Origin of the sequence: Streptomyces sp. NPDC006516, from assembly GCF_040611875.1 — a bacterium.
Classification (GTDB): domain Bacteria; phylum Actinomycetota; class Actinomycetes; order Streptomycetales; family Streptomycetaceae; genus Streptomyces.
This window is the reverse complement of the sequence record NZ_JBEXPD010000010.1, coordinates 43560-70105: the sequence shown is the minus strand read 5'-3', so window position 1 is coordinate 70105 and position 26546 is coordinate 43560. Positions and strand designations below refer to the sequence as shown.

At 71.0% G+C, this 26546-nt stretch carries 19 protein-coding genes; 3 read left to right on the top strand and 16 right to left on the bottom strand.

The window, feature by feature from the left end:
• Nucleotides 1-17 precede the first annotated feature (17 nt).
• The 3 genes from ABZY45_RS24695 to nrdR all read right to left on the bottom strand — a co-directional run bounded on the left by ABZY45_RS24695 (nt 18) and on the right by nrdR (nt 4309).
• Nucleotides 18-167: a hypothetical protein gene (locus ABZY45_RS24695; RefSeq protein WP_356743063.1), complete on the bottom strand. Its 150-nt coding sequence runs from the start codon at nt 165-167 to the stop codon at nt 18-20.
• A gap of 561 nt (nt 168-728) precedes the next feature.
• On the bottom strand, nt 729-3638 hold the full coding sequence (locus ABZY45_RS24690) for a vitamin B12-dependent ribonucleotide reductase (protein WP_356743062.1): 2910 nt from the start codon (nt 3636-3638) through the stop codon (nt 729-731).
• Between the two features lie 155 nt (nt 3639-3793).
• Nucleotides 3794-4309 carry a transcriptional regulator NrdR gene (gene nrdR, locus ABZY45_RS24685; RefSeq protein WP_356743060.1) on the bottom strand — a complete coding sequence of 172 codons (516 nt, stop codon included), beginning with the start codon at nt 4307-4309 and terminating at the stop codon, nt 3794-3796.
• Nucleotides 4310-4844: 535 nt separating this feature from the next.
• Between nrdR and lexA the strand changes: the two genes are divergently transcribed.
• The gene (gene lexA, locus ABZY45_RS24680) at nt 4845-5642 is read left to right on the top strand and encodes a transcriptional repressor LexA (RefSeq protein WP_356743058.1); all 798 of its coding nucleotides are present in this window, start codon (nt 4845-4847) and stop codon (nt 5640-5642) included.
• A 299-nt stretch (nt 5643-5941) separates the two neighbouring features.
• On the opposite strand, the gene ABZY45_RS24675 is transcribed toward lexA, so the two are convergent.
• The 5 genes from ABZY45_RS24675 to ABZY45_RS24655 are packed head-to-tail and all read right to left on the bottom strand — an operon-like array spanning nt 5942 to nt 14010.
• Nucleotides 5942-7909 carry an ATP-dependent DNA helicase gene (locus ABZY45_RS24675; RefSeq protein WP_356743056.1) on the bottom strand — a complete coding sequence of 656 codons (1968 nt, stop codon included), beginning with the start codon at nt 7907-7909 and terminating at the stop codon, nt 5942-5944.
• Between the two features lie 49 nt (nt 7910-7958).
• Nucleotides 7959-9863 (bottom strand): IucA/IucC family siderophore biosynthesis protein, encoded by a 1905-nt coding sequence (locus tag ABZY45_RS24670; protein WP_356743054.1) that lies wholly within the window; start codon nt 9861-9863, stop codon nt 7959-7961.
• 60 nt (nt 9864-9923) lie between these two features.
• Nucleotides 9924-10649 (bottom strand): GNAT family N-acetyltransferase, encoded by a 726-nt coding sequence (locus ABZY45_RS24665; RefSeq protein ID WP_356743052.1) that lies wholly within the window; start codon nt 10647-10649, stop codon nt 9924-9926.
• A gap of 39 nt (nt 10650-10688) precedes the next feature.
• Nucleotides 10689-12590, bottom strand: a complete 1902-nt coding sequence (locus tag ABZY45_RS24660) for an IucA/IucC family protein (protein ID WP_356743050.1) — start codon at nt 12588-12590, stop codon at nt 10689-10691.
• Nucleotides 12591-12618: 28 nt separating this feature from the next.
• Nucleotides 12619-14010 (bottom strand): diaminobutyrate--2-oxoglutarate transaminase family protein, encoded by a 1392-nt coding sequence (locus ABZY45_RS24655; RefSeq protein WP_356743048.1) that lies wholly within the window; start codon nt 14008-14010, stop codon nt 12619-12621.
• 337 nt (nt 14011-14347) lie between these two features.
• Here ABZY45_RS24655 and ABZY45_RS24650 point away from each other — a divergent pair, with 337 nt between their 5' ends.
• On the top strand, nt 14348-15568 hold the full coding sequence (locus tag ABZY45_RS24650) for a hypothetical protein (RefSeq protein WP_356743046.1): 1221 nt from the start codon (nt 14348-14350) through the stop codon (nt 15566-15568).
• 147 nt (nt 15569-15715) lie between these two features.
• Here ABZY45_RS24650 and hflX read toward each other — a convergent pair whose 3' ends face one another.
• From hflX to miaA, 6 genes are all read right to left on the bottom strand, one after another.
• Nucleotides 15716-17236 carry a GTPase HflX gene (gene hflX / locus ABZY45_RS24645; protein WP_356743044.1) on the bottom strand — a complete coding sequence of 507 codons (1521 nt, stop codon included), beginning with the start codon at nt 17234-17236 and terminating at the stop codon, nt 15716-15718.
• 133 nt (nt 17237-17369) lie between these two features.
• Nucleotides 17370-18860: a M1 family metallopeptidase gene (locus tag ABZY45_RS24640; protein WP_356743042.1), complete on the bottom strand. Its 1491-nt coding sequence runs from the start codon at nt 18858-18860 to the stop codon at nt 17370-17372.
• 99 nt (nt 18861-18959) lie between these two features.
• On the bottom strand, nt 18960-21107 hold the full coding sequence (locus ABZY45_RS24635; protein ID WP_356743040.1) for an HD domain-containing protein: 2148 nt from the start codon (nt 21105-21107) through the stop codon (nt 18960-18962).
• Nucleotides 21108-21247: 140 nt separating this feature from the next.
• On the bottom strand, nt 21248-22120 hold the full coding sequence (dapF, locus tag ABZY45_RS24630; RefSeq protein WP_356743038.1) for a diaminopimelate epimerase: 873 nt from the start codon (nt 22118-22120) through the stop codon (nt 21248-21250).
• 57 nt (nt 22121-22177) lie between these two features.
• Nucleotides 22178-22615, bottom strand: coding sequence for a hypothetical protein (locus ABZY45_RS24625; protein WP_356743382.1), 438 nt, complete (start codon nt 22613-22615; stop codon nt 22178-22180).
• A gap of 107 nt (nt 22616-22722) precedes the next feature.
• On the bottom strand, nt 22723-23661 hold the full coding sequence (gene miaA / locus ABZY45_RS24620; RefSeq protein ID WP_356743036.1) for a tRNA (adenosine(37)-N6)-dimethylallyltransferase MiaA: 939 nt from the start codon (nt 23659-23661) through the stop codon (nt 22723-22725).
• Nucleotides 23662-23801: 140 nt separating this feature from the next.
• Here miaA and ABZY45_RS24615 point away from each other — a divergent pair, with 140 nt between their 5' ends.
• Nucleotides 23802-24047 (top strand): antitoxin, encoded by a 246-nt coding sequence (locus ABZY45_RS24615; RefSeq protein ID WP_356743034.1) that lies wholly within the window; start codon nt 23802-23804, stop codon nt 24045-24047.
• Between the two features lie 169 nt (nt 24048-24216).
• On the opposite strand, the gene ABZY45_RS24610 is transcribed toward ABZY45_RS24615, so the two are convergent.
• Complete coding sequence (locus tag ABZY45_RS24610) at nt 24217-24936, bottom strand: class III extradiol dioxygenase subunit B-like domain-containing protein (protein WP_356743032.1); 720 nt, start codon at nt 24934-24936, stop codon at nt 24217-24219.
• Between the two features lie 14 nt (nt 24937-24950).
• On the bottom strand, nt 24951-26471 hold the full coding sequence (miaB, locus tag ABZY45_RS24605) for a tRNA (N6-isopentenyl adenosine(37)-C2)-methylthiotransferase MiaB (RefSeq protein WP_356743030.1): 1521 nt from the start codon (nt 26469-26471) through the stop codon (nt 24951-24953).
• Nucleotides 26472-26546 lie beyond the last annotated feature (75 nt).

The following is a 26546-nucleotide window of genomic DNA, read 5'->3' as shown; positions in this document are numbered from 1 at the left end:
AGAGACGCGTGACCGGTTCACGCTCTCGTGGACCGAGGCCAGACGTAACCGAGCTGCCCGGCGAAGACCGGCGATCCGCCGCAGACCTCGGCCACCCTGCGGGGATCGTCGGCCAGGACCTGTTCGGCGAGTCTCCTCGCCTGCGCCGCGGGGTCGTCGTCGGACACGGCGCGGACAGTCTGGAACTGCAGCCACGGGCGGTCTCCCCCGACAGCCGCGCGCCCCGGATGGAAGAGGAAGAGCCTGACCTGGTCGGGTTCTGGCCGTCCGGCGACAGGAGGTACATGGGGTCCTCGCCCGGCCCCTCGGTGAACGCGTCCGCCAGGATGTCCAGGCCGTCGACCAGCGGCCTGACCTGCACGGGCTCACCCGTCTGCGACTGCTCCGGAACGACGACACGGAGGGTGAGACGACTCTTCTCTTCAGTCACCGGACGATTGTCCGGCCTGTCGCGGTCTCGTGTCGCACCAGTTTCTCGCGGACGGCCCCGGCGCATGGGGGCGTGTCCGGCGCCCGCGCACGTCCCCGGTCGCTCGCCCGGCGATCCCCCTCCCCTGGGGCACGGTCTCCGGACGAGGGACCGGTAGAGCCCGTCAGGCGACGGCCTGGATCTCCGAGCCCCCAGGGACGCAGGAGAGGGTGCCGGCTCGTGGCCGGCACCCTCTCCGTGTGCGGATCAGCGCGTCAGTTGCAGGTGCTCAGACCCGCACCGGACGCGACCTGCCCGGTCAGCTGCAACCGCTGGTCGAGCCGCAGCCCTCGCAGATGTAGCAGGACCCGGCGCGCTGCATCTTCGTCCCGCACGAGAAGCAGAGCGGGGCGTCCGCGCTGATGCCGAGCTGCATCTCGACCAGCTCGGCCGAGGTGTGCGCGGCCCTGGGGGCCGGCTTCTCGGCGGCGGTCTCCTCGGGCGAGGCGACCGCCTTCAGCGGCTCGACGTGCACGGGAGCGGACTGGGCCAGGCTCTCGACGTCGACGTCGTCCTCCTCGAATTCCGGCTCGTACGAACCGGTGTCGAGGTGGCGCTGACGCTCCTCCGCCGAGTGGATGCCGAGTGCCGACCGCGTCTCGAAGGGCAGGAAGTCGAGCGCCAGGCGGCGGAAGATGTAGTCGACGATCGACTGCGCCATCCGCACGTCCGGGTCGTCCGTCATACCGGCCGGCTCGAAGCGCATGTTGGTGAACTTGGAGACATAGGTCTCCAGCGGCACGCCGTACTGCAGACCGACCGACACGGCGATCGAGAAGGCGTCCATCATGCCCGCGAGGGTGGAGCCCTGCTTGGACATCTTCAGGAAGACCTCGCCGAGACCGTCGTCCGGGTACGAGTTGGCGGTCATGTAACCCTCGGCCCCGCCCACCGTGAAGGAGGTGGTGATGCCGGGACGGCCCTTGGGCAGGCGCTTGCGGACCGGGCGGTACTCGACGACCTTCTCGACGGCCGTACGGATGGTGTCCTCGGCCTTGGCGGTGACCGCCTCCTTCTCCTTCTCCTTGGTCTTGGCGGAGAGGGGCTGGCCGACCTTGCAGTTGTCGCGGTAGATGGCGAGCGCCTTGACGCCCATCTTCCAGGCCTCGAAGTAGACCTCCTCGACGTCCTCGACGGTCGCCGTCTCCGGCAGGTTGACCGTCTTGGAGAGGGCGCCCGAGATCCACGGCTGGATCGCCGCCATCATCCGCACGTGGCCCATGGCCGAGATGGAACGCTCGCCCATCGCGCAGTCGAAGACCTCGTAGTGCTCGGTCTTCAGGCCGGGGGCGTCGATCACATTGCCGTGGTCGGCGATGTGGGCGACGATCGCCTCGATCTGCTCCGGCTGGTAGCCGAGGCGGCGCAGCGCCTGCGGAACCGTGCCGTTGACGATCTGCATCGAGCCGCCGCCGACGAGCTTCTTGAACTTGACCAGCGCGAGGTCCGGCTCGAGGCCGGTGGTGTCGCAGGACATCGCGAGACCGATGGTGCCGGTCGGGGCGATGACCGACGCCTGCGCGTTGCGGAAGCCGTTCTTCGCGCCGAGGCGGAGCACGTCCTGCCAGGCCTCCGTGGCGGCGGCCCAGATCGGCGCGTCCAGGTCGTCCATGCGGACGGCCACGGCGTTCGCGTCGGAGTGCTGCTTCATGACGCGCTGGTGCGGCTCGGCGTTACGGGCGTAGCCGTCGTACGCGCCGACGACCGCGGCGAGCTCGGCGGAACGGCGGTAGGAGGTGCCGGTCATCAGCGAGGTGATGGCGCCGGCGAGCGCACGGCCGCCCTCGCTGTCGTACGCGTGGCCGGTCGCCATCAGGAGGGCGCCGAGGTTGGCGTATCCGATGCCCAGCTGACGGTAGGCGCGGGTGTTCTCGCCGATCTTCTGGGTCGGGAAGTCCGCGAAGCAGATCGAGATGTCCATCGCGGTGATGACCAGCTCGACGACCTTGGCGAAGCGCTCGGCCTCGAAGGACTGGTGGCCCTCGCCGTCGTCCTTCAGGAACTTCATCAGGTTCAGCGAGGCCAGGTTGCACGAGGTGTTGTCCAGGTGCATGTACTCGCTGCAGGGGTTCGAGCCGTTGATCCGGCCGGACTCCGGGCAGGTGTGCCAGTGGTTGATGGTGTCGTCGTACTGGATGCCCGGGTCGGCACACGCCCAGGCGGCTTCCGCCATCTTGCGGAAGAGGGACTTGGCCTCGACCTCTTCGATGACGTCACCGGTCATCCGGGCGCGCAGGCCGAACTTTCCGCCGGACTCGACGGCCTTCATGAACTCGTCGTTCACGCGGACCGAGTTGTTGGCGTTCTGGTACTGGACGGACGTGATGTCGTCGCCGCCCAGGTCCATGTCGAAGCCCGCGTCACGCAGGGCGCGGATCTTCTCCTCCTCCTTCACCTTGGTCTCGATGAAGTTCTCGATGTCGGGGTGGTCGACGTCGAGGATGACCATCTTGGCCGCGCGGCGGGTGGCGCCACCGGACTTGATCGTTCCTGCGGACGCGTCGGCGCCGCGCATGAAGGAGACCGGGCCGGAGGCGTTGCCGCCGGAGGAGAGCAGTTCCTTGGAGGAGCGGATGCGGGAGAGGTTCAGGCCGGCGCCGGAGCCGCCCTTGAAGATCATCCCCTCTTCCTTGTACCAGTCGAGGATGGACTCCATGGAGTCGTCGACGGCCAGGATGAAGCAGGCCGAGACCTGCTGCGGCTGGGGCGTGCCGACGTTGAACCAGACCGGCGAGTTGAAGCTGAAGATCTGGTGCAGGAGGGCGTAGGCCAGCTCGTGCTCGAAGATCTCGGCGTCGGCGGGGGAAGCGAAGTAGTTGTAGTCCTCGCCGGCCTTCCGGTACGTCTTCACGATCCGGTCGATCAGCTGCCGCAGCCCGGTTTCGCGCTGCGGCGTGCCGACAGCACCCCGGAAGTACTTGCTGGTGACGATGTTGACCGCGTTCACCGACCAGAAGTCGGGGAACTCGACGCCACGCTGCTCGAAGTTGATCGAGCCGTCGCGCCAGTTGGTCATGACGACGTCACGGCGCTCCCACGCGACCTCGTCGTACGGGTGCACGCCAGGGGTCGTGTGGATGCGCTCGATGCGCAGGCCCTGCTTGGTCGCAGTCGACTTGGCTCCCTTGGTACGGGAACCTCGTGCCGGGCCGCTCGCCGTCTCTGTCATGCCGCCTCCCATATGTGGGCAAAAACGCCCTGAAGTGCCCAGTTCTTCCCAGGGCACAGTCTGTTTCTTATGCTCCGGACGCCACGCACAGCGCCCGGGAGCAGGTCTGGTGCCGCTCGCCGCCGGCTCTCCCGCCCTGCCGGCCGGCCCGGTGGTCAATCAGCGGCGACAGCGGCGGGAGCGGGAGCCTCCAAGGACTCGCCGTTCCCGCGTTGCTCAGCGCGGGGCCGCTGTTCGCGCAGCTCCGCGATAGCGGTCTCGAAGTCTTCGAGCGAGTTGAACGCCCGGTACACGGATGCGAAGCGCAGGTACGCGACGAGGTCGAGCTCCTGCAGGGGGCCGAGTATGGCCAGGCCCACGTCGTGTGTCGTCAGCTCGGCACTGCCCGTCGCACGCACCGCCTCCTCGACCCGCTGGCCGAGCTTCGCGAGCGCGTCCTCCGTGACCGGACGGCCCTGGCACGCCTTGCGGACACCCGAGATGACCTTGGTTCGACTGAAGGGCTCGGTCACACCACTGCGCTTGACCACCATCAGCGAGCAGGTCTCCACCGTCGTGAAGCGACGGGAGCAGTCGGGGCACTGGCGGCGCCGCCGGATCGACGTCCCGTCGTCCGTGGTGCGACTGTCCACGACCCGGCTGTCGGGGTGCCTGCAGAAGGGGCAGTGCATATCTCCAACCCTCCTTCACGGCACGTCCGATTAGCCCTCCGGGGCCCGGAACAGGCCCTCGAGGACAGCCCCAAGCATAGGCGATGAACTCGACCTTGATGGACCGGGGACCACTACTTATGGGTGGCGGTGACGATCCAACCACTACATCTAGGGTTTCCCCCCACCTATACCCCCGCGCGTGTCGCGCTCTCCGCGGGGCGGGAGGCAGCCTACGGCCCGGCACGAGGGTACGGGAAACGCGCGAGCGCCGAGCCCACGGACCCCCTACCCGGAGACCGCCACGACGCCCCGGACGGTGCTCCGCCACGCTCCCGGGAGACACCCCCCGCGCGCAGGAACAGGCCGGAGGAACGCTAGCGTGGACCCCCCGAGCCGAAGCGGGCCCGCAAGCCGGCCGCAGCAGCTCATACACCCCGCAGCAGGCGCACGGCAGCCCTTTATTTGTTTTTCACTCGAACGTGTGTTTGGCGCAACCTTTCGAAAGCTACTACCGTTGCCTAACTAGGGAGACCATTCGAGAGGGGCCGCCGACGTGACCACCACCGCAGACAGTGCCACCATCACCGCCCAGGACCACCGCCCCCAGAGCCGACTTGAGCCGGTGCATGCCATGAATGAGTCAGTCATGAACGCGGAGGGCCCAGAGTCCGCGCGACCCGCGCGCTCATTGCCCGGCCGCCCTCCAGGAATCCGGGCGGACAGCTCGGGGCTCACCGACAGGCAGCGGCGCGTGATCGAGGTGATCCGGGATTCCGTGCAGCGGCGTGGCTATCCCCCGTCGATGCGCGAGATCGGCCAGGCGGTGGGACTGTCCAGCACCTCGTCCGTCGCTCACCAGCTGATGGCTCTGGAGCGCAAGGGCTTCCTGCGCCGTGACCCGCACCGCCCGCGCGCGTACGAGGTCCGGGGCTCGGACCAGCCGAGCACCCAGCCGACCGACACCACGGGGAAGCCGGCCGCTTCGTACGTGCCGTTGGTCGGCCGTATCGCGGCCGGTGGGCCCATCCTCGCCGAGGAGTCCGTCGAGGACGTCTTCCCGCTTCCCCGCCAGCTCGTCGGTGACGGCGAGCTGTTCGTGCTGAAGGTCGTCGGTGACTCGATGATCGAGGCCGCGATCATGGACGGCGACTGGGTGACCGTCCGCCGTCAGCCCGTCGCGGAGAACGGCGACATCGTCGCGGCCATGCTGGACGGCGAGGCCACCGTGAAGCGCTTCAAGCGCGAGGACGGCCATGTGTGGCTGCTGCCGCACAACTCCGCGTACCAGCCGATCCCCGGCGACGAGGCCACCATCCTGGGCAAGGTCGTGGCGGTGCTGCGGCGGGTTTGAGCTCCGCCGGTCCGGACTGGGCCCCGGGATCCCTGCGCCGGTCCCGGGGCCCTGGCATGTCCGCCTCCCCGGCCTGAGCACGCTCGGTGTGACCGGCTCAGGGATCAGCTCAGGGATCACGGATGGCCTGCACCGAAGTCACCGCGCCGCCTGACCCCGCGCCGCAGTCACCGCGCCGCCTGGCCCGCGCTCGAAGCCCGGCCCGCGCTCTCTGCGCGGTCGGCCCGCCGCGCGCACCGGGCCGATCGCGCATTCACCTCACGGCTTCCACAGGACTCACCCCGTCGCCTGTCCCGCCCTCACTCAGCGGCCTTGGCTGCCGCGTCGATGGCCGCGAGCGAGCGGCGAGCCTGATTACGGTCCGTGGTGTACCAGAAATCAGGCAGCGAGGCCCGGAGATAGCTCCCGTACCGGGCGTTGGCAAGACGGGGGTCGAGAACGGCCACCACGCCCTTGTCCCCCATGGCGCGGACGAGGCGACCGGCGCCCTGCGCCATCAGCAGCGCGGCATGGGTCGCCGCGACCGCCATGAAGCCGTTGCCACCCGCCTCCTCGACCGCCTTCTGGCGCGCGCTCATCAGCGGGTCGTCCGGCCGCGGGAACGGAATCCGGTCCATGACCACGAGCTGGCAGCTCGGACCCGGTACATCGACGCCCTGCCAGAGCGAGAGCGTCCCGAAGAGGCAGGTCTCCGGATCGGCGGCGAAATTCTTGATCAGCTCCCCGAGCGTCTCCTCGCCCTGGAGCAGGATCGGCTTGTCCTGCCGGCCGCGCAGCTCCTCCGCGGCGGCCTGGGCCGCCCTCATCGAGGAGAACAGCCCGAGGGTGCGGCCGCCGGCGGCCTCCACCAGCTCGGCCAGCTCGTCGAGCATGTCGGTGCGGGACCCCTCCCGGCCGGGCGTGGCCAGGTGCCGTGCGACGTACAGGATGCCCTGCTTCGGGTAGTTGAACGGAGAGCCGACGTCGAGCCCCTTCCACTGGGGGATGTCGTCCCCCGCGGTGCCCTCGGGCGCGAGTCCCAGCGACGCCCCCACACCGTTGAAGTCGCCGCCGAGCTTGAGAGTGGCCGAGGTCAGGACCACGGACCGGTCGGCGAAGAGCTTCTCCCGCAGCAGCCCGGAGACCGAGAGCGGGGCCACCCGCACGGAGGCGCCGAAGCGGTCGTGGCGCTCGTACCACACGACGTCGTACTCGGAGCCCTGGGTGATGCGCTCGGCCACGCTGTGGATCGACTCCACCGACGCCATGGCCTGCTTGCGCACCGCGTCCTCGTCCTGGACGGACTTGTCCCGGGTGCCGCCGAGGGCGGAGATCACCGTGCGCGCGGCGTCACGCAGAGCCATCAGTGCGTAGCCGAGATCCTCCGGCACCTCTTCCAGGCGGCCCGGGAGCGCCAGCTCCATGACCCGCTCGAACCCCTCCGACGCGGTCATCAGGGCGTCGGCCGCCTTCTCGTTGACCAGCTTGGCCGCCCGGCGCACCGCGCGGTTCACCTGGCCAGGAGTGAGCTCCCCCGTGGCCACACCGGTCACCCGCGAGACCAGCTCGTGCGCCTCGTCGACGATGAGCACCTCGTGCTTCGGAAGCACCGGCGCCCCCTCGATCGCGTCGATCGCGAGCAGGGCGTGGTTCGTGACGACCACGTCCGCGAGCTTGGCCCGCTCCCGTGCCGTCTCCGCGAAGCACTCGGCTCCGTACGCGCACTTGCTGGCGCCGAGGCACTCGCGCGAGGAGACCGAGACCTGGGCCCAGGCCCGGTCCGAGACGCCCGGGGTCAGGTCGTCCCGGTCACCGGTCTCCGTGTCGTCCGACCAGTCGCGCAGGCGCAGCAGGTCCTGGCCGAGCTTGCTCGACGGCGCCGCGGCCTCGAACTGGTCGAAGAGCCCCTCCTCCTCGTCCTGCGGCACACCCTCGTGGAGGCGGTGCAGGCAGAGGTAGTTCGACCGGCCCTTCAGCATCGCGAACTGCGGGCGGCGGCGCAGCAGCGGGTGCAGCGCGTCGACCGTGCGCGGGAGGTCCCGCTCCACCAGCTGGCGCTGGAGGGCGAGCGTCGCCGTGGCCACCACGACGCGCTCGCCGTGGGCCAGTGCCGGCACCAGATAGCCGAGGGACTTACCGGTGCCGGTACCGGCCTGCACGAGCAGGTGGGCGTTGTCGTCGACGGCCTCGGCGACGGCCTCGGCCATGGACACCTGGCCGGGCCGCTCCGTACCGCCGACAGCGGTGACGGCGGCGTGGAGGAGGTCGGGGAGAGATGGCTTCGTCATAGCCCGTCCACCCTACGGCGCCCCACTGACATCAGTACGCGCTCCGGACTCAGGCGGAGGGGTGCAGCGGATTGGGGACGAGGCCGTGGACGGCGGCGTGCGGGCGCTCCGGACGGTCACGGTAGCCGTCCAGATGCAGACGGTTGCGGTTCAGGCAGAGGCGCTCGATCGTCGGAGCCAGCATGTCGAAGATCTCGAAGCGCTCCTTGAGCTCCGGGAAGCGGCCGTGGTGCCGAAGGATCTCCGCACGGACGAGTGACCAGAATTCATCCTCCGGGACGTCGAGTTGCTCCTCGCAGAGCGGGGACAGATAGCGGAAGACCCCTACGAAGAGACCGGAGTGGATGAACTGGGTGAGGAAGGAGGGGTCCTCCGTGAGCAGGACGGCCCGGACGTCCTCCGGCATCGTGTCGTGCTCGGGCAGCGGCCGGCCGCTGATGTTCACGTCGTCCACGAAGTCCTTGATCGCGAGGCGCACGGGCACGTCGTTCTCGTCGAAGACCACGATGGCGTTCTCGCCGTGGGGGGAGAACACGGTGCCGTAGCGGTAGAGGAAGTGCAGCAGCGGCGGCAGCAGGGCCGCGAAGAGCCTCGTCAGCCAGGTGGCCGGGGTCAGTCCGGAGCGGGCGACGAGCTCGGCGGTGAAGGAACGTCCGTCGGGGTCGGTGTGCAGCAGCGAGGCCAGCGTTCGGGCGCGTTCGCCGGCGCCGAGCCGTGGCTGGAGCGGCTCCCGCCAGATCGCACCGAGGATCTCCTTGAACTGGTACGGCGACTCGGGGAGGTGATCGTAGAGCGGGTGCTCGACCGCCACGGACGCGACCTCGCCGAGCAGGATGACGCCGCAGGTGTCGCGGAGGAACGGATCGCCGTCGCACAGGCCCTGGACCCACGCGGTGACGGCCGGGGCCGCGAGCGTGCGTTCGGTCGGCAGGCCACGCCAGACGAGGGTGTTGAGGATCGACAGGGACAGCTTGACGGTGTGCCGGTCGGGCCTGCCGACATTGGTGAAGGTGCGGATGGACTGCTGCGGGAGCCGGAGGTCGGCGTCGGCGTGCAGCGGCACGATGTCCCCGTCGGCGATGGCCGGCGCGAAGAGCGGCACGATCCATTCGTCCCACTGCCACGGGTGCACGGGGAGGAACAGGTAGTCCTCCGGGGCGAGTTCCCGGCCACGCAGGATCGCGTCGAAGGATTCCCGGACGTGCGGGTCCAGTTCCCGGTCGTAGAGGTCCCCGGGTGCGGCGAGCCCGCGCACGCCGCGGTAGCCCGCTATGCGCTTGCTGACGGCGATCCAGGGCAGTGCGGTGGCGGTACGCGCTTCGGGGGTGAAGCGGGCGGCGTCGGCGGCCGAGAAGCCCAGCCGTCCTTTGTTCGCCACCAGCCAGGGGTGTCCGGTCTGGTGGCCCTCGAGCTCCGCGTACGGGAGTTCGGCGAGCTGTGCGGCGCTGAGCGCGTGGTGGTCGAGGCGGGCGTCGGCGGTGAGGGTGGCGGTGAGCTCGCGGATGAGGTGGCCGAGGGTGGCGCCGTCGAGACCGAGAAGGCGTCGGCCCCTCGCGAGGAAGCGCAGCGGGTCCCCGAAGGGCGTGCCGTCACCGCCGGTCCCGGCGGTGACCTCGCGGATCGACAGGGGGTCGACACGCCAGCTGCCGTAGACACCGCGCCGGGCGTGGAAGCTCAGGATGCCGCCGTCGTCCAGCGGCAGCGTGTACGCGTCGGCCGTTCCCCGACGGCTCTCCGTCCGCGGTGCCCCGGGAGGAGGGCCGGGCCGGACTTCAGGACGGGGCTCGGTACAGGGCTGGAGCTCGGGCTCGATGATCTCCTCGTAGGCGAACTCACCCAGCATCTTCGCGAGGAGCCTGGCCGCGACCCGGCCCCAGACGGCCCGGTTGAGTTCAGGCGTCTCGAGCGGCGTTCGAGGCGCTGCCTGGTGCTGGCTCGCAGGATATGTCGGCACGGGGACTCCTCCGGGTGGGACCGATGGGGTTCGAGCGGGCTGTGCGGTGCGGCGAATCGTTCACAGGTGGTCTCGGTGGGCTCGGTCTCGGATCATCAGGGCGGCTCGCTTGTCGGGGAGTTCCACTTCCGCGCTGAAGCGGAAGCCGGCGCTCAGGAACGCGGAGACCGACGGGGTGTTGCGCAGGTCCGGCTCCGCGACCACACGGGCGCAGAGCGGGCGGTTGTCGAGCACGAGGCCGGAGACCGCCCGGAGCAGTACGGAGCCGATGCCTCTCCCCCGGTTGGCCACCCCGCCGATGAGGAGGTGGATGCCGGTGTCGTGCGGCCGGGCGGGGTAGTGACGGGCCAACGGGTCCAGGTCCGCCCGGTAGATCTCCCAGTAGCTCATCGGCCTTCCGCCGAGCACTCCGAGGCACGGGACGCTGCGGCCGTCCCCTTCCAGCTGGGCGCGGAGGTGGTCGGCGGTGACCGATTCGGGTCCGGCGAGCTCCCAGAAGGCCGCGACGGCGGGGTCGTTCATCCAGCGGCTGATCACCGCGAGATCGCGTGCGAGCTGCACGGGAACCAGCTGGAAGACGCCCGCCGGGGTCGTCACCGGGCTCCAGGCACCCGGGCTGCCCACGAGGGCGGAGGCGTCGGGCGGTGCTTCGGGCGACGCGCGTTCGGGGCCGAGCAGGGCGAGGAGCTCCTCGGTGAGCCGCAGCTCCAGGGTGTCCTCGGTGCCTGTGCCGTCCGCCGGGACGGCGTCGGCCGCGGCCTCGGTGTGCGCATCGGCCTGGTGCACCGTGACGCTCTCCTCTCGTGGGTCGGGCGGCCGTGTCTCTCAGCTGCGCAGGGGGTTGGCGATGGTGACGTACACGGACTGGGTGTCCACCGGTCCGACCAGTTCGTCGAGGCCGTGCAGCCGTGTCAGCAGGTTGGCCTTGCAGCGCAGTTGAGGTGTCCCGAGGAGATACTCGGGCAGCGGGGAGCCCAGCGCCACCGCGCCTTGCAGGAACCGGCGGAGCGCGGCCAGGAGCAGCCGCTCGTCGGCCAGCCGCTGCGAGCCGAAGGCTCCGATGAGCCCGAAGACGTTGTTGATGCCCAGGTAGTAGGCGAAGCGCTCGTCGGTGACGGCGTCCGAGACGAAGGTGTCGCTGACGGCGCCGATGCCCGGGAGCCGCTGCTCGAGTGCGGCGCGGTGGGATTCCCGGAAGTAGTACCCCTGGTTGTCGCGGTACCTGCCTCCGACGGGCCAGCCGTCCGGGTCGAGGATGACCAGGGTGTTCTGCTGATGGGCTTCCAGGGCGACACCCGCGTGGGCGTCGAGCCAGAGCACCGGAAGGACCACGCGGTCGAGGTAGCGGAGGAACCACTCGGCGCAGACCGCTCCGGTCGTCCTGCCGGTCCGGGCTGCCAGCGAGGAGATCGTGTCGGCGAGCCGCGAGTGCGTGCCGGGCCTGCCCGGCCGGGGCCGGGGTGCGGTGAGCCCGGCGATGCACACCGCGTCGTCCGCCGGGCCGAAGGGGTTGTGGCGCAGCATCACGTCGAGGCCGGGGACGGGGCTGCCGTCCGTGCCGTCGACGGCCAGCCAGGCGGGGTCTCGGACGATGTCGAAGCCCGGGTGTTCCCGCTGCCACCGCTCGGCCAGCCCGGTGCGCAGCAGCCGGTGGACCTCGGCTCCGCGGTGGAGTTCCTTACGGAGGTTCTCCCGGCGGGAGTTGGTGATGCGTACGCCCAGGGAGAGCTTCAGCATGAGGTCGGAGCCGGGCCTGTGGACGGTGCGCACGGAGGAGGTGGGGTGCCAGCGTTCGCCGTACGGGCCGAGATCGTGGAGGAGACCCTTCTCGCACATCGCGACGACCTCGGGGCGGCGCAGCACCTCTGCCGCCTGCCAGGGGTGGAGCGGGAGGGCGGCGGTGCCGTCGGGGAGGCTCAGCCCCTCGGTGTGGGGGGCGAGCAGCGCCTCCGCGGGGACCGTGCGTCCCGCCTTCGTCCAGGACGACTCCGTGGCCAGCACCGAACGGTCCACGGCCATCCAGTGGAGCGGGAAGGAGCCGCGCAACTCGGGTGAGTAGAGCAGCGATTCGGTCTCGGTGAGGCCCTCGCGGCTCTTGGGCGTGGGATGCAGGGGGTGGCCGAGGACCAGGGACTGCTCGGCTGTGAGGAAGAGGTCGGCCTCGGACAGTGCGGTGGGCGTACGGCGCCGCTCCGCGATGAAGGCCGCCGTGTGACGCACGGAGTCGGCCACCCTGGCGACCAGATCGGGTCCGGCGTCGCGCCCGCTCTCCCGGCCGAGGAGTGCGGCCACGGTGACGGCGTCCACCCCCGGGGCTCCGGCCGGCGCGTTCTCCAGGGCCGGCGTGCCGAAGCGGTGCCATCCGGTCGCGGACCAGTGGGAGACCGGGACGAGCAGGGCGGTGCCACTCGCGGGGAGCGGAATGCGCAGGGTGCTCCCCTGCGGCCGCGGCAGGTCGTTCTCCCTGGCCCAGCAGCGCAGCAGATTCTCGGTGCCGGCCGAGTCGGCCGCCCGGAGCGGGTCGGGATGGTCCAGCGGGTCCGGTTCGGTGGGGCCCGGCAGGAGCGCCGTGACGGTGTCCAGCCCGGCACTCGGGGTTCCGTGCGGACCGGCCTTCTGCCGCGGCACGGTCGTCGACTCGACGGCGAGGGCGCCGTCCGGCAGGTCCTGTCCTCGCTGCTGGCTGGTGAGAGGGCCGTCGCCCTCGGGCGCGGGGGTGGGGTTCACGGCGGTCTTCCTTGTGAGGGGTCCGGGATCAGCGGGTCGGCCCGGCAGCGGCCCGGTGGTACGGAGTGCGCTCCGCCGCTCTCAGCGCGTCGGCGAGACGGTCGACGACCGCCGTCGCCTGTTCGTCGGTGAGAGTGAGGGGAGGGAGCAACCGGACCACGGCGTTGTGGCGTCCGCCGAGTTCGACGATGAGACCACGGCGCAGGCATTCCTGCTGAACTGCCGCGGCGAGGGCGGGATTCGGCGGCGGCGCCGAGCCGTTCTCGGTGGTCACGGTGAGCGGCTCGGACTCGGGGTCGACGAGCTCGATACCGATCATCAGACCGCGGCCCCGTACGTCGCCGATGGACGGATGGTCCGAGCTCAGCGCCTGGAGACGGGCGAGCATGCGCGCGCCCAGCGTCCTCGCGCGTTCGGCGAGCTGGTTCTCCCGTACGTACGCGAGGGTCGCGGCGCCGGCCGCCATGGCGAGCTGGTTCCCCCGGAAGGTGCCCGCGTGGGCGCCCGGTTGCCAGAGGTCGAGCTCCGAGCGGTAGACGATCACGGCGAGGGGCAGCGAGCCGCCGATGGCTTTCGAGAGCACCATCACGTCGGGCACGACACCGCTGTGCTCGACGGCCCAGAACGTGCCGGTCCTGCCGACCCCGGTCTGCACCTCGTCGGCGATCAGCGCGATGGAACGCTCCCGGGTGATCTCCCGCATCCTGCGCAGCCAGCCGTCCGGGGCGGGATTCACCCCGCCTTCGCCCTGGACGGGCTCCACGATCATGGCGGCCGGGGCGGGGACACCGCCCTTGGGGTCGTCCAGGAGATGCTCGGTCCAGCGCGCGGCGATGTCGGCACCCCGCTCGCCGCCGGCTCCGAAGGGGCAGCGGTAGCTCTGCGGGAAGGGCAGCCTCGTCACCCGCACGTCCTGGGCGCCGCCCGATGCGGCCAGCGCCCCGGCGGTCATGCCGTGGTAGGCGCCGGTGAAGGCGAGGAGTTCGCTGCGCCCGCTGGCTGCGCGGACCAGTTTGAACGCCGCCTCGACGGCGTCCGTCCCCGCCGGGCCGCAGAACTGGATCCTGGCGTCGTCGGCGAACTCACGCGGCAGGGTGGCGAAGAGCTCGGTCGTGAACGCGTCCTTGACGGGTGTGGCGAGGTCGAGGACATGCAGCGGCGCCCCGGAGTCGAGCACCTTCCGCACGGCTTCGAGCACCACCGGGTGGTTGTGCCCGAGCGCCAGAGTGCCCGCCCCCGACAGGCAGTCGAGATAACGCCGCCCGTCCGCGCCCTCGATGGTCATGCCCCGCGCGCGTACGGGGACGATCGGCAGGGACCGCGCATAGGTGCGGGCGGACGATTCCCGCTGCGCCTGCCGCCTCAGAATCCCCTCGTGCACAGCGGGAAGTGCCACCGGAGCTGGTTCGGTCACGGCCACGGCTGTCGGTCCTCCTGCTGTAACAGTTGCGTTGCACATCGATGCGGCCCCACGGGGCCGGACCGCGCGGATGAACGCCGTCCTGGTGTCCCCCGTACGTACCAACGACGTGGAAGGCGGGAGATCACGGGTAAATCGGAAGATCCTTGCGCGCGCGGAACCGTGGCCCTGCCGCGCACCGTCCCCCACGGCACCGGCATAGTGGGTGCCGCACCCGGGACGGGAGCCGTCGCTCCGACGTCCTCGGGAGCCGCCGCGGTTCGCCGGACGGCGAGGCCGGCTCCACGTCCTCGGTGCGGTAACGAAGTCAGTGACGAAGTCCCAGGGGGATCACCAGATGCGACCCATCCGCCCGATCGACACCGCACTCCGGGGGAGGAGCGCCCGCCGGGCTCCCCGGGTGTTCGCCGCGGCAGCCCTCGCCGCTGTCCTGACGCTCACCGCCACGGCGTGCGGACCGGAGGAGGACGGGGCGATCAGCGAGCCCAGCAGCTCCGCCGGCCAGTCCTCCGACGGGAAGGTCGTCATTCCGGACGATCTGAAGGAGCGGCTCAAGGAGCACGGGATCGACCTCGACAAGTGGCGGGACGGCGAGTGGAAGAACTGGGACAAGGACACCTGGCTGCGGGAGGCCAAGGACTACGTCAACCCGATCATCGAGGACCTCTGGGACCCCGACCGGATGCGGGAGGCGGACAAGCCCCCGGAGAACCCGGTCGCCCCCGACATCTCCGGTGACAACGGCGTGACGGACCCGACCCCGGACGCGGTCGAGGCGGCGGCGCTGAACTCCCCCTACCACGAGGACACCCCCGAGTCCGGGAAGCTCCTCTTCGACGGCCCCGACGGATCGATGGTCTGCTCGGCGACCGTGGTGCAGGACCCGGCCCACCCGGGCAAGTCCAACATGGTGTGGACCGCCGGGCACTGTGTGCACGCGGGCAAGAACGGCGGCTGGTACCGCAACATCGCCTTCGTGCCGTCCTACAACGACAGCAACCTCTCGACGGCCGAACTGGAGAGCGCCTCCAAGGAGGAGATCGCTCCTTACGGCGTGTGGTGGGGCCAGTGGGCACAGACCTCCCAGCAGTGGATCGACCAGGGTGCCTCGACCGGCGGCCAGGGCGCTCCTTACGACTTCGCCGTGCTGCAGGTCGCCCCGGAGAAGGGCTCCACGGGCAAGTCCCTGGAGGAGACGGTCGGTTCGGCCCTTCCGGTCGAGTTCAACGCCCCGGCCGTGCCGGAGATCGACAGCATGAAGGCCACCGGTTACCCGGCGGCACCGCCGTACGACGGCCAGAAGGCGTTCAGCTGCACCGACAAGCCCGGCCGCCTCACCGTCTTCGAGAACCAGCCGATGATGTACCGCGTGGGGTGCACGATGACCGGCGGTTCCTCCGGCGGTGGCTGGGTGGCGAAGGGCCAGGACGGAAAGCCCGCACTCGTCTCCAACACGTCCATCGGTCCGGTGACGGCGGGATGGCTGGCAGGGCCCAGGCTCGGCGACGAGGCCAAGGGGATCTACGAGGCCGTCAGCGAGAAGTACGCGGGTCAGTAGGGCCGCCCACACATCGGGCCCCGGCACGGCAGAGGCCGTGCCGGGGCCCGGCTCGTCCATGTGTGAACCTGCCGGCGTGCCCCACGCCGAAGGCCGGGCTCCCCTCGCGAGGGGAGCCCGGCCTTCGGCGTGCAGAGCCGTCCTGCGTCAGTGCGCCACCGGCACGAACACCGCGAGTTCCGCCGCCAGCTCCTCGTGGACCCGCGCCTTGAGCAGCGTGCCCTCCGGGGTGTGCTCCTCGGAGATGACCTCGCCCTCGGCGTGCACCCGGGAGACGAGCGCGCCCTGGATGTAAGGAACGAGGGCCTCGATCTCGACGGACGGCCGCGGCAGCTCGGCGTCGATGAGCGCGAGCAGTTCGTCGATCCCGGCGCCGGTCCGCGCCGACACCGCGATGGCGTACTTCTCCGTGCGCAGCAGGCGCTGGAGCACGAGCGGGTCCGCCGCGTCGGCCTTGTTGATCACGACGACCTCGCGGACGTCCACGGCGCCGACCTCGCGGATCACCTGCCGCACCGCGGCGAGCTGCTCCTCGGGCACCGGGTGCGAGCCGTCCACCACGTGCAGGATCAGGTCGGATTCCCCGACCTCCTCCATGGTGGAGCGGAACGCCTCGACCAGGTGGTGCGGGAGGTGGCGGACGAAGCCGACGGTGTCGGCCAGGGTGTAGATCCGGCCGCTCGGGGTCTCGGCCCGGCGCACGGTCGGGTCCAGGGTGGCGAACAGGGCGTTCTCCACCAGGACGCCCGCACCGGTGAGCCGGTTGAGCAGCGAGGACTTGCCCGCGTTGGTGTATCCGGCGATCGCCACCGAGGGCACCCTGTTGCGCTTGCGCTCCTGGCGCTTGATCTCGCGGCCGGTCTTCATCTCCGCGATCTCCCGGCGCATCTTCGCCATCTTCTCGCGGATCCGCCGCCGGTCCGTCTCGATCTTGGTCTCACCGGGACCACGGGTCGCCATGCCGCCACCACCGCTGGAACCGCCACCGCCCATCTGCCGGGAGAGCGACTGGCCCCAGCCGCGCAGCCGCGGCAGCATGTACTGCATCTGTGCCAGCGAGACCTGCGCCTTGCCCTCACGGGACTTGGCGTGCTGGGCGAAGATGTCGAGGATCAGTGCGGTCCTGTCGACCACCTTGACCTTGACGACGTCCTCCAGATGGATCAGCTGGCCGGGGCTGAGCTCACCGTCACAGACGACGGTGTCGGCCCCTGATTCGAGAACGATGTCGCGCAGCTCCATCGCCTTGCCCGAGCCGATGTAGGTGGCCGGGTCGGGCTTGTCACGACGCTGGAACACCGCGTCGAGCACCTGGGCACCCGCCGTCTCGGCGAGCGCCGCGAGCTCCGCCAGGGAGATCTCCGCGTCACGGACCGTCCCGGAGGTCCAGACACCGACGAGCACCACGCGCTCCAGGCGCAGCTGCCGGTACTCGACCTCGGTGACGTCCTCGAGCTCTGTGGAGAGTCCTGCCACGCGGCGCAGGGCCGCGCGCTCGGAGCGGTCGAGCTGGTCGCCGTCCCGCTCGCCGTCGATCTCGTGGCTCCAGGCGACGTCCTCTTCCATCAGGGCGTCGGCCCGAAGGCTCTCGGTGAGGCTCTCGGAGTTGGCTTCCGTGGCGCTCTGCGCGTCCCGCGCGTCCTGGGGAAGGGAAGAAGAGGAGGTCATTGGATCCTTACGTCGATAGAAGTCCGTTACGTCAGTCACAACGCGTGACGCCGCCGGATGATTCCCGAGGTTGGGAGCCACCGGCCGGCCGCCGTGCCGACGCGTCGATAGTGGCATGTCCCCGCCCGCCCCGTCACTCCGGTTTCGGTGCACGGGCCGGGCTCTGCGGGGCCGTCGCGGCGCGGGGCGTCCCGCTGCGCCAGTCCGGGTGCCCCGGCATCGGCGGGGTCTTCGTCCCGTACAGCCAGCCGTCGAAGAACGCCGACAGGTCCCGGCCCGCGATCCCCGAAGCCAGGGTCGTGAACTCCCGCGTCGTCGCCGACGTGTCCCGGTACGCACGCACCCAGGTCCGCTCCAGGCGGTCGAACGCGGCCGCTCCGATCTCCTGACGCAGCGCGTAGAGGACGAGCGCGCTGCCGTCGTACACGACCGGCCTGAACAGGCTGATCTTGTGGTCGGGCGACGGTACCTGGGGACGGGCCGGCGGACCTCCGGCGGCGCGCCAGGCGTCGGAGCGCGCGTAGGCCTCGCGCATCCGCCGCTCCATGGGCTTGCGGGCGTGCTGCTCAGCGTAGAGCGCCTCGTACCAGGTGGCGTGTCCCTCGTTGAGCCACAGGTCGGACCAGGACATCGGCGAGACGCTGTTGCCGAACCACTGGTGGGCGAGCTCGTGCACCATGACCGAGTCGACGTACCACTCGGGGTGACCGGTCCCGGTGAACAGGGAGCGTTCGAAAAGGGAGAGCGTCTGGGTCTCCAGCTCGAAGCCCGTCTCGGTGTCCGCGACCAGCAGTCCGTACGTCTCGAAGGGGTAGGGCCCGACCTGCTCCTCCATCCACGCGAGCTGCCCCGGGGTCTTCCGCAGCCAGGGCTCCAGCTTCGCGCGGTCGGCGGCGGGAACCACGTCGCGTACGGGCAGTCGGCCGGGCCCGGTGCGCCGCAGGACGGCGGAGCGGCCGATGGACACCTGGGCCAGCTCGGTCGCCATGGGGTGATGGGTCCGGTAGGTCCAGGTGGTCGCGCCCCCCGCGTCACGCTTTCCCGCGAGGAGGCCTCCGGCCACGACCGTGAGGTCCTTCGGCGCGGTCACCCGGAAGGTGAAGTACGCCTTGTCTGCGGGGTGGTCGTTGCCCGGGAACACCCGGTGCGCGGCGTCGGCCTGGTTGGCCATCGCGAGCCCGTCCGAGGTCCGGACCCAGCCCCCGTTGGCCTCGTCCCCCGAGGGGTCGCTCGTGTGCCGGACGGTGATCCGCACGGGCGCACCGGCCGGTAGCCGGGCGGGGGTGTCGACGACCAGGTCCTCCCCCGCCGAGGCGAACTCCGCCTCCAGCCCGTCGACTTCGACGGAACGGACGGTGCCCCGGGCGAAGTCGAGGTTGATGCGCTCCAGGGGCGCCGTGCTCCGCGCCTCGATGGTGGTGACCGCGTCGAGCGGCTTGCTGTTGCTGCCCTTGTAGGTGAGCGAGACGTCGTACGCGAGCACGTCGTAGCCGGGGTTGCCGAGGTGGGGGAAGAGACGGTCGCCGATGCCGAGCGGCTCGGGTGCGGGCAGGGTGGCGGCGACGAGGGTGACCGATGCGGTGGCCAGGAGAGCGGCGCGCAGGCGGCGGGAGGTGAGCGGCATGGACTACGGCTACCAGCGCGCACCGTCCGCACCGAGGTGGCGCGCGCCGCACCACCCGAACGGGGTGCCCGGGGACCGGCAAGAAGCGGCGGGAGGGGCTCAGCCAGTCGCGGCGGGCTGCTGTGCCCTGCTGACGTCGTAGACCCCCGGCACGTCACGCATCGCCCGCATGAGTCCGGGCAGTCCGGCGGCGTCCGGCAGTTGCAGCGTGTAGGTGTGCCGGACGCGCTGCTCGCTGGGCGGTTCGACAGTCGCGGCGACGATGGCCGCCTCCGCGGTGGCGATGGCCTCGGTGAGGTCGGCGAGCAGCCGGGGGCGTCCGAAGGACTCGGCGACCAGGGTGACCCGGTAGTCGGTGGTGGCGCTCCACTCGCCCGGGTCGTTCCACCGGGCCCCGACGGCCGCCCTGCCGAGCGCGCGCATGCGCCCCACCGCCGGGCACTCCTCGCGGTGGACGGTGACGGCCCCGCCGCGGACCGTGAAGCCGACGACGACGTCGGGCGGGACCGGGGTGCAGCAGCCGGCGAGCCGGGCCTGCGCGCCCGGGGCGTCCACGACCACGCTGGGAGGCGGGCCGCCCGCCCTGCCCCGGCCGTTCGGCGCCTCGTCGGCCGGCTGGCTCTGCGGCCTCGGGGTCGCGGGGCGGTTTCCGTGGGACCCCTGTGCGGTGGCCGGATGGGCGTCGAGCCACGCGGTGATCGCGATCCGGGCGGCCGGGGTACGGGCATGGTCGAGCCACTCCGGGGAGGGGCCGGACGAACTGTCCTGGGCGAGCAGCAGCTGCACGGTGTCGCCGTCGTTCAGCACGGTGCTCAGCGTGGCCAGCCGCCCGTTGACGCGGGCACCGATACAGGTGTGCGCCTCGTCGCCGTACTGCGCGTAGGCGGCGTCGACGCAGCTGGCGCCCGCGGGCAGCCCGAGGGTCCCTCCGTCGGTCCGGAAGACGGTGATCTCCCGGTCCTGTGCGAGATCGGCGCGCAGGGTGGTCCAGAAGGTGTCGGAGTCGGTGGCGGACTCCTGCCAGTCCAGGAGCCGGGAGAGCCATCCGGGCCTGGTCGGGTCGGCCCGCTCGCCGTCGGCGGGTTCCGCCTGGTGGGCGGCGGTGCCGCCGTCCTGGGTGTAGGGATTGCCGAGGGCGACGACACCGGCCTCGGCGACCTTGTGCATCCGGTGCGTACGGATGAGGACTTCGGCCACGGCGCCCTCGGGTCCGACGACGGCCGTGTGCAGCGACTGGTAGAGGTTGAACTTGGGGGCCGCGATGAAGTCCTTGAACTCGGAGATCACCGGTGTGAAACAGGTGTGCAGTTCACCCAGGACCGCGTAGCAGTCGGCGTCGTCGCCGACGAGCACCAGGAGCCGGCCGAAGTCGGTGCCCCGCATCTCGCCACGTTTGGCCCGCACCCGGTGGACCGAGACGAAGTGCCGCGGTCTGATGAGGACTTCGGCGCTGATACCGGCTTCACGGAGGGTCGTCCTGACACTGTCGGCGATGTCCGTGAGCGGATCCTGCGCGTCGGCCCACGCGGCGATCAGAGCCTGGGTCCGCTCGTACTCCCGCGGCTGGAGGATCGCGAAGACGAGGTCCTCCAGCTCGGTCTTGAGCGCCTGCACCCCGAGGCGTTCGGCGAGCGGAATGAGTACGTCGTGCGTGACCTTGGCGATCCTGGCCTGCTTCTCGGGGCGCATGACACCGAGGGTGCGCATGTTGTGCAGCCGGTCGGCCAGCTTGATGGACATCACCCGCACGTCGTTGCCGGTGGCGACCAGCATCTTGCGGAAGGTCTCCGGCTCGGCGGCGGCTCCGTAGTCGACCTTCTCGAGCTTGGTGACGCCGTCCACGAGGTAGCAGACCTCGTCGCCGAACTCCTCCCGCACCTGATCGAGCGTCACATCCGTGTCCTCGACCGTGTCGTGGAGGAGGGAGGCGGTCAGAGTGGTCGTCTCCGCGCCGAGTTCGGCGAGGATCAGGGTCACCGCGAGCGGATGGGTGATGTAGGGCTCGCCGCTCTTGCGCATCTGGCCGCGATGGGAGGACTCGGCCAGGACGTAGGCCCTGTGCAGGATGGTCAGGTCGGCGTCCGGATGGTGTGCCCGGTGGGCCTCCGCGACGTGCCCGATGGCATCGGGCAGCCGGTCACGGGAGACCGGCCCGAGCAGGGCGACACGGCCCAGCCTGCGCAGATCGATCCGTGGACGACCGCGCTTGCGAAGGGGAGCACCTGGATTGGTGGCCTCTGCGCTCATGGGGCACCTCCGGCAACGTCGACCGGCGGTGGAGAGGTGCGGATACACCCCCGGGCCGGTGCTTGATGCTATCGACCCCACCACGTGGCGCAGTCCAGCTCTCGCCCAGCGTGAAACGGATCACCCATTCGAGCGAAGCTCTAACCGATCATCGTTTCGAGCCAGGAGGAGTCGATCACGCCTTCGGCGACGATCACGGCAGGCCCGGTCATGTCGATCCCGCCGTCCGGATGTTCGGTGATCACCAGGGTGCCGCCGGGGAGGTCCACGGTGTACGTCGCGGGAGCGCCGGTCAGCGCCGGGTCCAGGCCGTCCCTGCGTGCGGCGGCGACGGCCACGGCGCAGGCGCCCGTGCCGCAGGAGCGGGTCTCGCCGGAGCCGCGCTCGTGGACACGCATCGCGACGTGCCGTGGGCCCCGGTCCGCGACGAACTCGATGTTGACGCCGTCGGGGTAGACGGACGGCGGGCTGAACGGCGGTACGGAGAGGAGGTCACCGGCGTGGTCGAGGTCCTCGACGAACGCGACCGCGTGCGGATTGCCCATGTTCACGTTGCGGGCGTCCCAGCTGCGGCCGTCCACCGAGACGGTGACGCCGTCCTCGGGCAGCGCTGCCCGCCCCATGGACACCGTGACGTCGCCGTCCTTCGCGAGGTGCGCCCGCTTGACGCCGCCCCGGGTGGCGACGGCCAGATCGCCTTCGGCGACGAGCCCGGCGCGCTGCAGGTAGCGGGCGAAGACGCGCACGCCGTTTCCGCACATCTCGGCGACGGAGCCGTCCGCGTTGCGGTAGTCCATGAACCACTCGGCCTCGCCGGCCATGTCCCGCGCCTCGGGGTGGGCCGCCGACCGCACGACGTGCAGCAGGCCGTCGCCGCCGATGCCCGCGCGGCGGTCACAGAGCCGGGCGACGACGGGAACCGGCAGGTCGAGGGCGTTGTCGGGGTCGGGAACGATCACGAAGTCGTTCTCGGTCCCATGACCCTTGAGGAAGGCGATCTGCGAAGTGCTCACGAGGCAACTGTACGAGGCTCCGCCGGCGGCCCGCCGGTCCGGCCCCGCACCCGCGCATCAGCGCAGGCGTGCCACGCGCCAGACGGCCAGGGCGACGAGAACCGCGCAGAGGATCACGTACAGCGTGATCACGCGCCAGTCGGGGCGTCCGCCCGTCTCCTTGTCCGTGAAGCCGGGCCAGGTGTGGCCCACGCGGCGGGCCGCCATCATGCCCCAGCCTGCGGCGCAGGAGCTGATCAGGAGTCCCAGCATCGCCACGACGGCACCGCCGTCACCGAACTCGAAAGCGAGCGGGAAGGCGAACATCAGGGAGCCGACAGCCGCCAGCACCACGATCGGCGCGATCTGCCAGATGCGCAGGCGGCGGGCGGGACGGAGCTCGACCTCGACCTCGGGGGCCACGTCGTGCTCGTCGGGCCCGTCAGGGCTCAGACGTCCTGCCTCGTGCCGCACATCCGGTGCGTCTCGGTCTGTGTCGCGAGGGCCGGCCTCCATCGCCACGCGCCCTCCCAACTCGGACTCCACTGGTCGATCGATGCTCGATGATGGCACGGTCCCGGCCGCCGAAATGACGGGCGGAGCTTCCCGATGCCATCACGTGATCAGGCTGTGACCGCTCGTTCGACCAACGCCAGCGCCCGGTGCGGGAGTTCCGCACGCTGTTCCTCGGCACCGCTCAGCCACCGGACGCGCGGGTCGCGCCGGAACCACGAGTCCTGACGGCGCGCGAAGCGTTTGGTGGCCCGTACGGTCTCGGCGCGCGCCTCGTCCTGCGTGCACTCCCCCGCGAGCGCCGCCAGCACCTGCTGGTAGCCGAGCGCGCGGGAGGCGGTACGGCCCTCGCGCAGCCCTTCGGCCTCCAGTGCGCGCACCTCGTCCACGAGCCCGGCTTCCCACATCCGGTCCACCCGGGTGGTGATCCGCTCGTCGAGTTCGGGCCGCTCGACGTCCACCCCGATCTGCACGGCGTCGTAGACGGGTTCGTCGCCCGGGAGGTTGGCCGTGAAGGGCTTTCCGGTGATCTCGATGACCTCCAGTGCCCGCACGATACGGCGCCCGTTGCTGGGCAGGATCGCGCGGGCGGCCCCGGGGTCCGCCGCCGCGAGCCGGGAGTGCAGGGCGCCGGAGCCCTGTTCGGTCAGTTCCTGTTCGAGTCTGGCGCGCACGCCGGGGTCCGTACCCGGGAAGTCCAGTGCGTCGATGGCGCCCTTCACGTAGAGGCCGGAACCGCCCACCAGGACGGGCGTCCGCCCCTCCGCCAGCAGCCGGTCGATCTCCGCACGGGCCAGGCGCTGGTACTCGGCGACGCTCGCGGCCTCGGTCACGTCCCAGATGTCCAGCAGGTGGTGCGGGACTCCGTCACGCTCGGGGAGGGTGAGCTTCGCCGTGCCGATGTCCATGCCGCGGTAGAGCTGCATGGAGTCGGCGTTGACGACCTCGCCGCCGAGCTGCTGGGCGAGAAAGACCCCCAGATCGGACTTTCCGGCCGCGGTGGGACCGACGACGGTGATCACGCGGGGGGCGGCAGCTGGTCTTCTCACCCGCACAGTCTCCCGCACTTCGACACCCGTCCCGACCGGACCGCACACTCCTCCCACGCGCGCGGACACGGCGAGTCACGCGCGTTCGCCCTGTGGCGAGTAAAATGTGACGACAGTCCCCCCAGCACGGAAGGTGACCCATGGGTTTCCTGGACAACCTGAAGGCCAAGCTGGCCCCGGCCAAGGAGAAGGTCGGCGACCTCGCGCAGCAGCACGGGGGCAAGATCGACCAGGGCCTCGACAAGGCCGCACGCACGGTCGACCAAAGGACCAAGGGAAAGTACAGCGACAAGATCGTGTCCGGCACTCAGAAGGCCAAGGACGCGGTCGACCGCCTGGGGCACAAGAACGAGGGCGGCACGCCACCGCCGCCGCCCGCCTCCTGACCCGGGTATCGACGGAGTCGAGGGCCGTGGAGCGATCACCGCTCCACGGCCCTCATCCGTTTTCCTGGAGGCTCGGTCGTCCCCGTGCGGGCTCCGTTCCCCGGACAGGCAGGGCACCGGGCCGGTCCGTCCGGTGCGGGGATCGGAGCCGGTCCGTCCCGGCGTCGGCTCAGGACCAGGCGGCGACCATGTATCCCACGCCGTACGGAGCGTCCTCGTACAGCAGCTTCCCGTCGAGGCCGGCGCCCTCGGCCGCGCCCGCGAGGACCTGCCAGGGCGCCCGGCCCGACGCCTTCAGTTCGTACGCGAGCGACTCGTCCAGGGCCTTCAGCGCGGTCAGGTCGGCGTTGCCCAGCGCACGGGCCGCCGCCGCGTCGAAGTCCACCGCCCGCTCGTCGAGGTAGCCGGGTGCCTTGACCGTGCGGCAGGCGCTGCCGTCACCCATGACGAGCAGGGCCACACGCTCCGCCCTGGCCGCCAGGTCCGCTCCGGCCGTCAGGCAGCGGCCGGCGGCCAGCGGCTCAGCCACTCCGAGCCCCTCGACGGGGGCGGCGGCCCACCGGGCGTGCTCCAGGAGCCAGGCCCCGACGGCGAGGGACGCCGGCAGCGCACGCTCCGGTGCGGGCGACCCGGCGGGGGCGTCCCCCAGCCGTACGGTGCGGCCGACGCCGAATCCGGCGAAGGAGCCCGCCGAACCCTGGGGGAACGGACCGCGTCCCTCCGGCCCGGCGGGCCCGGTCACGATCAGCAGATCCGGTTCCGCGGCGGCGAGCACACCCAGGGCGTCGAGACACGCGGCTCTCGCCGTGTCCAGCTCGGGCCCGGCGCCCTCGGCGACCTCCGGGACCAGGAGCGGCGGGCAGGGGCAGACGGCGGCGGCGACAAGCATGCCGGTCAGCGTACTCAGTCGCAGCCGCACCCCGGGGTGGCGGTCGCGGCGAGCGGCGCGGGGGCGCCGACGCCGGGCAGGCCGAGCATGACTCCGGCGGGCCGGGCGGCGGGAGCCGCAGTGCGCTTCTCCCAGGCGTCTCCCGACCGGGTGTTCCGGACGCCCAGGGGCGCACCCTCGGCGAGCAGGTGGTGGGGGGCGGCGTAGGTGATCTCGACGGTCACCACGTCCCCGGGACGTACGTCCTGGGAGGGCTTGGTGAAGTGGACGAGCCGGTTGTCGGGAGCCCGGCCGGACAGCCGGTGGGTCGCGCCGTCCTTGCGGCCCTCGCCCTCGGCGACCATGACGTCCAGCACACGCCCGACCTGCTTCTTGTTCTCCTCCCAGGAGATCTCCTCCTGGAGGGCGGACAGGCGCATGTAGCGCTCCTGGACGACCTCCTTGGGGATCTGTCCCTCCATGTCGGCCGCGGGGGTCCCGGGACGCTTGGAGTACTGGAAGGTGAAGGCGTTGGCGAAGCGCGCCTCACGCACCGCGTGCATGGTCTGCTCGAAGTCCTCCTCGGTCTCGCCGGGGAAGCCCACGATGATGTCGGTGGAGATGGCGGCGTCGGGCATCGCGGCGCGCACCTTGTCGATGATCCCCAGGAACCGCTCCTGGCGGTACGACCGGCGCATGGCCTTGAGGATCGTGTCCGAACCGGACTGCATCGGCATGTGGAGCTGGGGCATGACGTTCGGCGTCTCGGCCATGGCGGCGATCACGTCGTCGGTGAAGTCACGCGGGTGGGGCGAGGTGAAGCGGACGCGCTCCAGGCCCTCGATGGTGCCGCAGGCGCGCAGCAGCTTGGAGAACGCCTCGCGGTCGCCGATGTCGGAGCCGTAGGCGTTCACGTTCTGGCCGAGCAGGGTGATCTCGCTGACGCCCTCGGCGACGAGCGCCTCGATCTCGGCGAGGATGTCCCCGGTGCGGCGGTCCTTCTCCTTGCCACGCAGGGCCGGGACGATGCAGAAGGTACAGGTGTTGTTGCAGCCCACGGAGATCGAGACCCAGGCCGCGTAGGCGGACTCGCGGCGGGTGGGCAGCGTGGAGGGGAACGCCTCCAGGGATTCGGCGATCTCGACCTGCGCCTCCTCCTGAACCCTGGCGCGCTCCAGGAGGACCGGCAGCTTGCCGATGTTGTGCGTGCCGAAGACGACGTCCACCCATGGAGCGCGTTCGACGATCGTGTCGCGGTCCTTCTGGGCCAGGCAGCCCCCGACGGCGATCTGCATCCCGGGGCGCTTCGTCTTCATGGGGGCGAGACGGCCGAGGTTGCCGTAGAGCTTGTTGTCGGCGTTCTCACGCACCGCGCAGGTGTTGAAGACGACCACGTCGGCGTCGCCGTCGGAGCCCTCGGGGGCGCGCACGTATCCGGCGCCCTCCAGCAGCCCCGACAAGCGTTCGGAGTCGTGGACGTTCATCTGGCACCCGTAAGTGCGTACCTCGTAGCTCTTCTGGACGTCCACTGCTTCGCTCCGGTTGCCGCTGGTCATGGAACAAGGGTAGGCGGTGACGGCGCCTGTCCCTCCGCCGGAGCCCGTGCCCATGATCCGGCCTGGCCAGGAGGG

Bases quoted from the DNA above. Each gene is read 5' to 3' on its own strand.
- ABZY45_RS24690 (WP_356743062.1), bottom strand. From the start codon at position 3,638: ATGACAGAGACGGCGAGCGGCCCGGCACGAGGTTCCCGTACCAAGGGA.
- nrdR (WP_356743060.1), bottom strand. From the start codon at position 4,309: ATGCACTGCCCCTTCTGCAGGCACCCCGACAGCCGGGTCGTGGACAGT.
- ABZY45_RS24675 (WP_356743056.1), bottom strand. From the start codon at position 7,909: ATGACGAAGCCATCTCTCCCCGACCTCCTCCACGCCGCCGTCACCGCT.
- ABZY45_RS24650 (WP_356743046.1), top strand. From the start codon at position 14,348: ATGCGACCCATCCGCCCGATCGACACCGCACTCCGGGGGAGGAGCGCC.
- hflX (WP_356743044.1), bottom strand. From the start codon at position 17,236: ATGACCTCCTCTTCTTCCCTTCCCCAGGACGCGCGGGACGCGCAGAGC.
- ABZY45_RS24640 (WP_356743042.1), bottom strand. From the start codon at position 18,860: ATGCCGCTCACCTCCCGCCGCCTGCGCGCCGCTCTCCTGGCCACCGCA.
- ABZY45_RS24635 (WP_356743040.1), bottom strand. From the start codon at position 21,107: ATGAGCGCAGAGGCCACCAATCCAGGTGCTCCCCTTCGCAAGCGCGGT.
- ABZY45_RS24625 (WP_356743382.1), bottom strand. From the start codon at position 22,615: ATGGAGGCCGGCCCTCGCGACACAGACCGAGACGCACCGGATGTGCGG.
- ABZY45_RS24615 (WP_356743034.1), top strand. From the start codon at position 23,802: ATGGGTTTCCTGGACAACCTGAAGGCCAAGCTGGCCCCGGCCAAGGAG.
- ABZY45_RS24610 (WP_356743032.1), bottom strand. From the start codon at position 24,936: ATGCTTGTCGCCGCCGCCGTCTGCCCCTGCCCGCCGCTCCTGGTCCCG.
- miaB (WP_356743030.1), bottom strand. From the start codon at position 26,471: ATGACCAGCGGCAACCGGAGCGAAGCAGTGGACGTCCAGAAGAGCTAC.